The following is a 7,269-nucleotide window of genomic DNA, read 5'->3' as shown; positions in this document are numbered from 1 at the left end:
CCGCCGAAACCACCCGATCCCGAAGATCGCTCGAATAGGCTCGAACCATCCAGGCTGGCCTCCCGCCCAGCCCAGATCTTGAATCATGATCCGTCCAACACCGGAATCCCAGATTCAATCTCGCCAGATCATGCTCTAGTGGGATAGCTCCGGCGTCCACCGGGCCTTCGCCGCGGCGAGTTCTTCGTCGCTCATCGTGATCATCTTGCGGGTGGTGAGGTCGAAGGCGACGGAAATCGCCTCGGCCGTCGCCCAGGGCTTCCCGGTCTCCGGATCGAGGACCCAGTGGAAGATGCGCTGGAAGCGCCCGTCCCCACCCTGGAAGCCCGAGCGCAGGACCACGCGGTCGCCGGCCCTCGGCCAGGCCCGGTGGATCAGCCGGTACTCGAGCGCCGCGCCGCCGCGGCCGCCCGCGCCGGGCGCCGGCCGCTGCCCCAGGAAGAGGTGCGGCATCGCGGGCGACAGGCGCTGCATCACCCCCTCCGTCCGCAGCCGCCCGAAGGCGTCGCAGTCCTGCGCCAGCACTGCGCCCAGGCCGGCGCGGGCCATGCCCAGCGCCTCGGCGCGGTCGAGCGACGCCCGGGGCTCGACCGGCGCCAGCACGACCGAGCGCGGGGCGCCGCCTTCGGGAACCTGCGTCCGCAGCGCCTCGGCGCGGGCGCGCACGCGATCGCTCCAGGGGAAGGCACGGCCCTCGCGGGCGGTGGCGTGGGCGACCACGGTCTGGAAGGTCGCCGCCATGTCGCCGGTCGGATGGCGCATGACGAACAGCAGCCGCGCCTCCTGCTCGCCGATCTCCAGCACGCCGCCGGTCATGGTCAGCGGCGTGTTCATCCGCGCCTCGCGCAGGAAGCGGACGTACTGCTCGCGAACGATCAGGGTCGCCTGAGCGGTGGGCGCGAACGCGCGGGGCAGGCCCAGTTCGGCCGCCATCACCGCCAGCGCCTCCATCGACTTGGCCACGTAGAAGCCGACGTTCAGGTGGCCCATGGCGTCGCATTCCCAGGCCGCGACGCTGCCCCGCCAGACTTCGATCTCCGCCAAGACGCGCGCTCCCCGATGCCGGGGAAGCTTACGGAGGCGCGGGGCCGTCCGCTAGCGCTTGCGGCCGGCCGGATCGCCGCCGTCCATGCGGCCCTGGTTCACGGACGGGTCGGGCGCGCCGTCGCCCCGGCGCGGCCGGGGATCGCCGCTCTCGCTGTCGAAGCTCCGGCCCTCGTCGGGCGCCTCGACCGAATCGTCCTTGTTCACCGACGGATAGCGTTCCGGCGTCGCCTGGCCGGCCGCCTGTTCGCGACCGCCCTCGCGCTTCGGATCGTTCGGGTGATGCTCAGCGCCCATGGCCGGCTCCGTCTTGTCCTGTCCCATCCAAAAGCGCGGCGGGATCGGGTATCGTTCCCCGAGTCAGCGAGGTGCGAATGGCCGGCAAGACGAAGGTGCTGATCCGTCGCCACACCCTGGTGACCCGCATCACCCACTGGCTGAACGTGCTGGCGGTGAGCCTGCTCCTGATGAGCGGCCTGCAGATCTTCAACGCGCACCCGGCGCTGTACTGGGGCGCGAAGTCGACCTTCGCCGACCCGTGGCTCTCCATGACCAAGCAGGAGATCGGCGGCGAGCCGCGCGGGATCACGCAGGTGGGCGGCCTGACGCTCGACACCACCGGCACGCTCGGCTGGACGGGCAGGGAGGGCATGCGCGAGGCGCGCGGCTTCCCCGCCTGGGCCACGCTGCCCAGTTGGCGCGACCTGGGCAGCGGGCGCATGTGGCACTTCTTCCTCGCCTGGCTCTTCGTCCTGAACGGACTGGTCTACTGGCTGTGGGGGCTCCTCGGCGGGCACATCCGCAAGGACATGCTGCCCACGCGAAAGCAGCTTCGCCTCGGCCACGTCCTGCATGAGATCGGCACGCACGCGCGGCTGAAGTTCCCAAAGGGCGACGAGGCGCGATCGTACAACGTGATCCAGAAGGCCACCTACCTTGCCGTGATCGCCCTGGTCCTGCCGCTGATGGTGGTCACCGGCCTTTGCATGTCGCCGGGCTTCAACGCCACGGTCCCCTGGCTCATCGACCTCTTCGGCGGGCGGCAGGGGGCGCGGTCGGTCCACTTCATCTGCGCCGGCCTCGTCGTCGCCTTCGTGCTGGTGCATCTGGCGCTCGTGCTCGTCTCCGGGGTCTGGAACAACATGCGCTCGATGATCACCGGCAAGTACGCCATCGAGACGGAAGGAGGCGCCGCATGAGCGCGAACCGCCGCCACTGGCTGAGGGCCGCCGGCGCCTCGGTCGCGGGCCTGTGGCTCGCCGCGTGCGACAGGCTCACCCAGGACCCCACGGTGGTCGGCGTGCTGCGGCGGGCCGAACGACTGACCTACCGGGCCCAGCGCGCCGTCACCGACCGCAAGGCGCTGGCGCGCGAGTTCGCCGTCGCCGACATCTCCAGGGACTTCCGCGCCAACGGGTCCACGCGGCCGGACAGCGAGGCGTACCAGGCGATGCTGGCCGACAACTTCGCCGGCTACCGTCTCGTCGTCGACGGTCTGGTCGAGCAGCCGCGGCAGTTCTCGCTGGGCGAGATCCGCGCCATGCCGGCGCGCAGCCAGATCACCCGCCACGACTGTGTCGAGGGCTGGTCCTCGATCGGCAAGTGGAAGGGCGCGCGGCTGGGGCCGCTGCTGGACCTCGCGGGCCTGAAGCCCACCGCCCGCTACGTGGTCTTCCACTGCGCCGATACCCTGGAGCAGACCCTGGACGGGACCGGCCAGTACTACGAGAGCATCGACCTGATCGACGCCTACCACCCGCAGACGATCCTGGCCTACGAGATGAACGACGCGACGCTGCCGGTGAAGCACGGCGCGCCGCTGCGTCTGCGGGTCGAGCGGCAGCTCGGCTACAAGCAGGCCAAGTACGTGATGCGGATCGAGGTCGTGGACCGGCTGGATGCGGTCGACGAGTTCGGCCAGACGCGCCTCGGCCGCGGCCGAGGCGGATACTGGCCCGACCGCGGCTACGAGTGGTACGCGGGAATCTGAGCGAGAAACCTGTACTCCATTCCGCTCATCCCGCGCATGCGGGGATGAGCGGGAGGTGGGGGCGTTTCCAGCGTGAGCCCGACCTCAATAAAGGGGCGTGGCCACCATCTCGGCTTCGGCGGCGCACCTGGCCGCGTCGGGCTTCGCGCCGGTCCGGCGGAGCGCCTGGAGCTCCTTGCGCGCGGCCTCCACATCCTTGCGGAACTCGGCGTTGCCGTGCAGCGCGGCCACCAGGACCGAGGCGTTGGCCCAGCCCATATGCACCGCGCTCATGTTGTGGACGCCGCAGACCAACCGGCTTTCGCCGAAGGCCCGGGCGCGGCTCATGATCTGAGTGGCGCGGTCGGGCGCGAGCTCGGCCAGGACCAGGCCGGCCGACCAGCCCCAGGTGTTGTGGCCCGACGGATAGTCCCAGCTCTTGGCCAGGCCGTCGCTCTTGGCGACGCAGATGTTCCCCTCGTCGATGAGATAGGGCCGCTGGCGCTTCGCCTGGTCCTTGGCCCGGTTGGTGACGAGGCTGGAGTCGCGCGCCACGCGCAGCAGCAGGCGAAAGGTCTGCGGCGCGGTCTCGGCGCTCAGCTCTACGCCCACCGCGCACGACTGGCCGCGGATGGCGTTGATGCTGGAGTCGTCCGCCCTCGCCAGCTCCCAGCGCGGCGTGCCCTCCCACTTGCGGGTCTGCAGGTAGACGGTGCGGTCGGCCTCGTAGCGGCTGGTCCCGGCGACCGGCGGGGGCGGCAGGACCTGGAAGGTGTCGAGGTCGGCGGCGCTGAGATAGGGCTGCGGCGGGGCGGGCGGCGCCGCCGGCTTCGGCGCAGGCGCCGCGCCCATGCAGCCCAGGGCCGAAACCGCGGTCACGAACAGCTTCAGACGCATCACCAACTCCCCTGCACACCCGCTCTCCGCGGCGAGCCGCAAGGTATTTGAACCGCGGAATACGCGGAAGTACGCGGAAAGGCGTTCGCGCGGCTGTGAGGCCGGGACGATCTTCCGTCTTCCTTCTTTCCGCGTCATTCCGCGTATTCCGCGGTTCAAAGTGAGGGGCGCTTCGCGCCGGGAGCCGGGGTCAGCTCGTGTCGTCGTCGCATTCCCAGGAGGGAAGGTCGATGGGTGGGGCCAGGCGGCCGTTGAAAGGGGTCGGGGTTGAACGGCGGCGGCTCGCGGCGTTCGCATGAGGCCGGCGCCGCCGCGTCGGCCGGTTCGGGCTCTTCGTCCTCGTCCTCCGCCTCGTCGTCCCACTCGCTCATGCCCCAGGCGGCGCGCCGGCGGGAGGGCCGGTGGCGCGCGGCGGCGGGGACGTAGTGCGCCTTCGCCTCGCCGGTCAGGCTCAGGCGCCGGCGATGCGCTCGACCTGGACCTCGACCGGCTCGTCGGCGAACCCGTCCAGCAGCACCTCGGTCTCCAGCCGCTCGCGCAGCTCGGCCGTGGCGGTCTCGGCCTCCGAGGGCCGCAGCTCCGTCCAGATCATCCGGTCGAGCATGCCGGCCAGCCGGGCCTTGCGGGTCGCGACGGCCTTCTCGGTCAGCGCCGCCGCGTCGCGGCCGGCGTCGCGGGCCAGCTTCGTCTCCAGCGCGATGGACATGCGCAGCACCCGCCCGGCCTTGCTCAGCGCCGAGATCAGCGCGCAGAGCTCCGCGGCGTCCTCCGTGGCCTCGATGGCCCCTTGCGCCTTCTCCGCCGCATGCATCGCGATCGCCTGGAACCGGGCGAGACCGCCGGCGTGGGCTTCGGCTCTGTCGGGTGGGGTGTTCACGGAGGCGAGTGAAACACCCACCTACGTCAGAAGCGGTCGTTTGACGATTGGGTTTAGCCTTTTAGCGTTGCTGTTAGGCCAAGTGATTGTCCGATTGAGATTTGAAGTGCGTCGCCGTCTCGAGTGGCGGCGAACCCGCGGCTGTCAGCACTGACCGCTCCACGTTCCGCCATCTCCCACAAGAAGGTCTGTCGAACAGTCTGGTCATCGTCCTGAACTTCCAGGCCCATGCCCATTGCCGGTCCTACGAGCGAGCCGAAGGAGACATGTCCGCTGTCATCCGACGCAAGACCGAACGAAGAACAAACCACCCCGAAGACCCGCCCGGACTGATCCATGAGTGGCCCGCCGCTCATGCCGGCGTCAAGACGGGCTGACGTTCTGAAGGACGGGAATGGGAGCATGGCGGTGTCGCGGCCGCCCGCATGCAGTTCCTCCACCTGACCGCGGGTCGCAGCGTAGGTTTGACTAACATCGTAGTGGCGAGGGACCGTACCCTGTGTCCAACTCATCGTTCGGTAGCCGAGGCCGAAGAACTGCTCTCCCACACCAGGCATGCTCAACCTGAGACGATGCGCGGGGAAGAAGAGTGTTTCACCCGTCTCGCGGCTGACCGGTAGCGTCAGTTTGATGAGCGCGATGTCCAGCCCGTTGCAGGTGTGGACTCGATGCATTGGAAGCAGCCCCCCCATCACATGAGGCGGGCCAAGGTCGTGCGGATCGCTCGAAATGTAGAGAGCGCCGAACGTCCCCTGCTTGTCGGCGTCCAGTTCAACATATGGCTCTTGCGTCAGCTTCACTCCGTCTTCGATGACGTGTCTCGCAGTCATGCAGAGTCCGTCATTAGTTATGGAGAAGCAGGTGCCCAGCGGTCTGATCACGCCGGCGCGGATGTGAACCAATGGCAGGACACCGATCTGGGTCTCGTGCCAACCAAGGTCAACGAAATCCCCGTCGGCAAAGCTGACCTCGGTCGCAAACTTGAGCGGTGGGACGTCCATTCTACGTCTCGGGAGGCTGTTTCGGACAGGGTAACCGAACTCCCGTCCTTAATCGAAGTGGGCGGTGCGGCGCGACCTGCGCAAGTCCTCTCTTCTACTGGAGCCAGCGCCCTCCTCAGCACCCTGCCGGCAGCTACTCCATGGCGATCTCTAGCCTACGACGCGACGTGTTCCGTGCGCCGCGCACGGCGTGCGCGCTGAAACAAATCATGAAAATCGAGGAGCCCAGCATCCACTCTGAGAAGCGCTTTAAGGCGCTCCAAGGACTCACAATACCTGTATCCCGTCTGACGCAGGAACGAACGAGCACCGCGTGTACACGCTTAGCAGTGCTCTGTAGTGACCCTGCTTGAGGCGCTTGTGCATCATCCACAGGTGCTCAGAACGCTGTGGACGTCTCTTATTTCTGCTGGGAACAGGACTAGGCGCCATCTCAAGAATCGCTCTGTGAATAGGTCATGGCTAGACGGCCATGGCGAGCAATCGTCTCTCCCTGAAACTGAAAGAACCCCAATGCCTGACAATCTCTTCCTTCGCGGCCAGCCAGACCGGTCGAAGGTCAACATCCACGAGTCGTGGGAGGTTGATTATTGGACGAAGAAATGGGGCGTGACGGCCCAGCAACTGCGCTCGGCGGTCTCGGTCGCTGGTGTCCAGGCCGCTGCGGTCGCCCGCTACCTCGGCAAGTCTCTGTAAGCGTCCGGGGGCAGTGGAAGGCCTCAGGCGCTAACCAACGAGAGCCAACCGCTGTCCCCTTCGCGCCGCTAGGACGTGCAACCACCCTACGAAGTCCGATCGACCGTTCGTAGCTGGCGGGTTCTGCGCGTCCACAGAGACCCTGATTTACTCCCCAGCCAATCCACAGGCAGGCAAAGCCTGCGAGGAGACGAACATGACGAACTTCACGGTGCGTGTTGAACTTCACGGCGCAACGAGTGGCCAGTACGAGCAACTACACGAAGCGATGGAAGCAAAAGGCTTCGTGCGCTGGGTCAAGAACGGCAACGGTGAAAAGGACCAATTGCCGACGGCCGAGTACAACATGCAGGATACCGGACTGACCCGCGACCAAGTCCATGCGAGGGCGCGCGGTGCGGCAGATTCAGTAAAGCCGTCGCCGCACCCGTCCATTCTCACCACGGAGTCGGCCGGTCGCACTTGGTCTGGGCTGACGCCGTGGAAGGCACCGGTCCGAAGCAGGTATTGAGCGGCCAGTCGGGCGCGCGAACTCAACGCTGCCGGCCAAGCTGGCAGCGTTGAGACGCGTCTGGCGCTTTCTTGAGGCGGCGGGCGCCTACGCCTTCAGGAACAGATCCGCCCAGCGGGGCTTCTTGCGGTTCTTGTGGCTGCCGCGGTGCCAGGCGTCCGACGCGATGAGGGGGACGACGGTGGTGGCTTCGGCGAAGACCATCTGTTCCCAGGTGACGTCGACCTTGCCCCAGGAGCAGGCCTCCTTCAGCGTCGAGGACGAGCAGGCGCCG

The 7,269-nt window shown here is 67.7% G+C and carries 10 protein-coding genes; 4 read left to right on the top strand and 6 right to left on the bottom strand.

Features of this window, described 5'->3' with window-relative positions:
- Positions 1-135: 135 nt before the first annotated feature.
- On the bottom strand, positions 136-1,044 hold the full coding sequence (locus JNL41_RS12425) for an acyl-ACP thioesterase (RefSeq protein ID WP_293475361.1): 909 nt from the start codon (positions 1,042-1,044) through the stop codon (positions 136-138).
- A gap of 51 nt (positions 1,045-1,095) precedes the next feature.
- The gene (locus JNL41_RS12420; protein WP_293475359.1) at positions 1,096-1,341 is read right to left on the bottom strand and encodes a hypothetical protein; all 246 of its coding nucleotides are present in this window, start codon (positions 1,339-1,341) and stop codon (positions 1,096-1,098) included.
- A 77-nt stretch (positions 1,342-1,418) separates the two neighbouring features.
- Here JNL41_RS12420 and JNL41_RS12415 point away from each other — a divergent pair, with 77 nt between their 5' ends.
- Both JNL41_RS12415 and JNL41_RS12410 read left to right on the top strand, forming a co-directional pair.
- Positions 1,419-2,243 (top strand): cytochrome b/b6 domain-containing protein, encoded by an 825-nt coding sequence (locus JNL41_RS12415; RefSeq protein WP_293475357.1) that lies wholly within the window; start codon positions 1,419-1,421, stop codon positions 2,241-2,243.
- Complete coding sequence (locus tag JNL41_RS12410; protein WP_293475355.1) at positions 2,240-3,034, top strand: molybdopterin-binding protein; 795 nt, start codon at positions 2,240-2,242, stop codon at positions 3,032-3,034. Before JNL41_RS12415 ends, JNL41_RS12410 begins: the two co-directional genes overlap by 4 nt.
- 84 nt (positions 3,035-3,118) lie before the next feature.
- Here JNL41_RS12410 and JNL41_RS12405 read toward each other — a convergent pair whose 3' ends face one another.
- The 3 genes from JNL41_RS12405 to JNL41_RS12395 form a co-directional block, all read right to left on the bottom strand.
- The gene (locus JNL41_RS12405) at positions 3,119-3,910 is read right to left on the bottom strand and encodes a phosphatase PAP2 family protein (protein ID WP_293475353.1); all 792 of its coding nucleotides are present in this window, start codon (positions 3,908-3,910) and stop codon (positions 3,119-3,121) included.
- Positions 3,911-4,361: 451 nt separating this feature from the next.
- Positions 4,362-4,787: a hypothetical protein gene (locus tag JNL41_RS12400; RefSeq protein WP_293475351.1), complete on the bottom strand. Its 426-nt coding sequence runs from the start codon at positions 4,785-4,787 to the stop codon at positions 4,362-4,364.
- 53 nt (positions 4,788-4,840) lie between these two features.
- Positions 4,841-5,788 (bottom strand): serine protease, encoded by a 948-nt coding sequence (locus JNL41_RS12395; protein ID WP_293475349.1) that lies wholly within the window; start codon positions 5,786-5,788, stop codon positions 4,841-4,843.
- A 513-nt stretch (positions 5,789-6,301) separates the two neighbouring features.
- Here JNL41_RS12395 and JNL41_RS12390 point away from each other — a divergent pair.
- Together JNL41_RS12390 and JNL41_RS12385 are read left to right on the top strand one after the other, a co-directional pair.
- Complete coding sequence (locus JNL41_RS12390; RefSeq protein ID WP_293475347.1) at positions 6,302-6,484, top strand: DUF3606 domain-containing protein; 183 nt, start codon at positions 6,302-6,304, stop codon at positions 6,482-6,484.
- Between the two features lie 196 nt (positions 6,485-6,680).
- Entirely contained in the window at positions 6,681-6,995 is a 315-nt protein-coding gene (locus JNL41_RS12385; RefSeq protein ID WP_293475345.1) for a hypothetical protein, read from the top strand.
- Between the two features lie 87 nt (positions 6,996-7,082).
- Here the strand turns inward: JNL41_RS12385 and JNL41_RS12380 are convergent.
- Positions 7,083-7,269, bottom strand: a 187-nt coding sequence (locus tag JNL41_RS12380; protein WP_293475343.1) for a deoxyhypusine synthase family protein, incomplete at its 5' end; no start/stop codon positions are given.

Origin of the sequence: Phenylobacterium sp., assembly GCF_016793285.1 — a bacterium.
Lineage (GTDB): Bacteria > Pseudomonadota > Alphaproteobacteria > Caulobacterales > Caulobacteraceae > Phenylobacterium.
This window is presented reverse-complemented; position numbering and strand designations above follow the sequence as displayed.

Bases quoted from the DNA above. Each gene is read 5' to 3' on its own strand.
- JNL41_RS12420 (WP_293475359.1), bottom strand. From the start codon at position 1,341: ATGGGCGCTGAGCATCACCCGAACGATCCGAAGCGCGAGGGCGGTCGC.
- JNL41_RS12415 (WP_293475357.1), top strand. From the start codon at position 1,419: ATGGCCGGCAAGACGAAGGTGCTGATCCGTCGCCACACCCTGGTGACC.
- JNL41_RS12410 (WP_293475355.1), top strand. From the start codon at position 2,240: ATGAGCGCGAACCGCCGCCACTGGCTGAGGGCCGCCGGCGCCTCGGTC.
- JNL41_RS12405 (WP_293475353.1), bottom strand. From the start codon at position 3,910: ATGCGTCTGAAGCTGTTCGTGACCGCGGTTTCGGCCCTGGGCTGCATG.
- JNL41_RS12395 (WP_293475349.1), bottom strand. From the start codon at position 5,788: ATGGACGTCCCACCGCTCAAGTTTGCGACCGAGGTCAGCTTTGCCGAC.
- JNL41_RS12390 (WP_293475347.1), top strand. From the start codon at position 6,302: ATGCCTGACAATCTCTTCCTTCGCGGCCAGCCAGACCGGTCGAAGGTC.
- JNL41_RS12385 (WP_293475345.1), top strand. From the start codon at position 6,681: ATGACGAACTTCACGGTGCGTGTTGAACTTCACGGCGCAACGAGTGGC.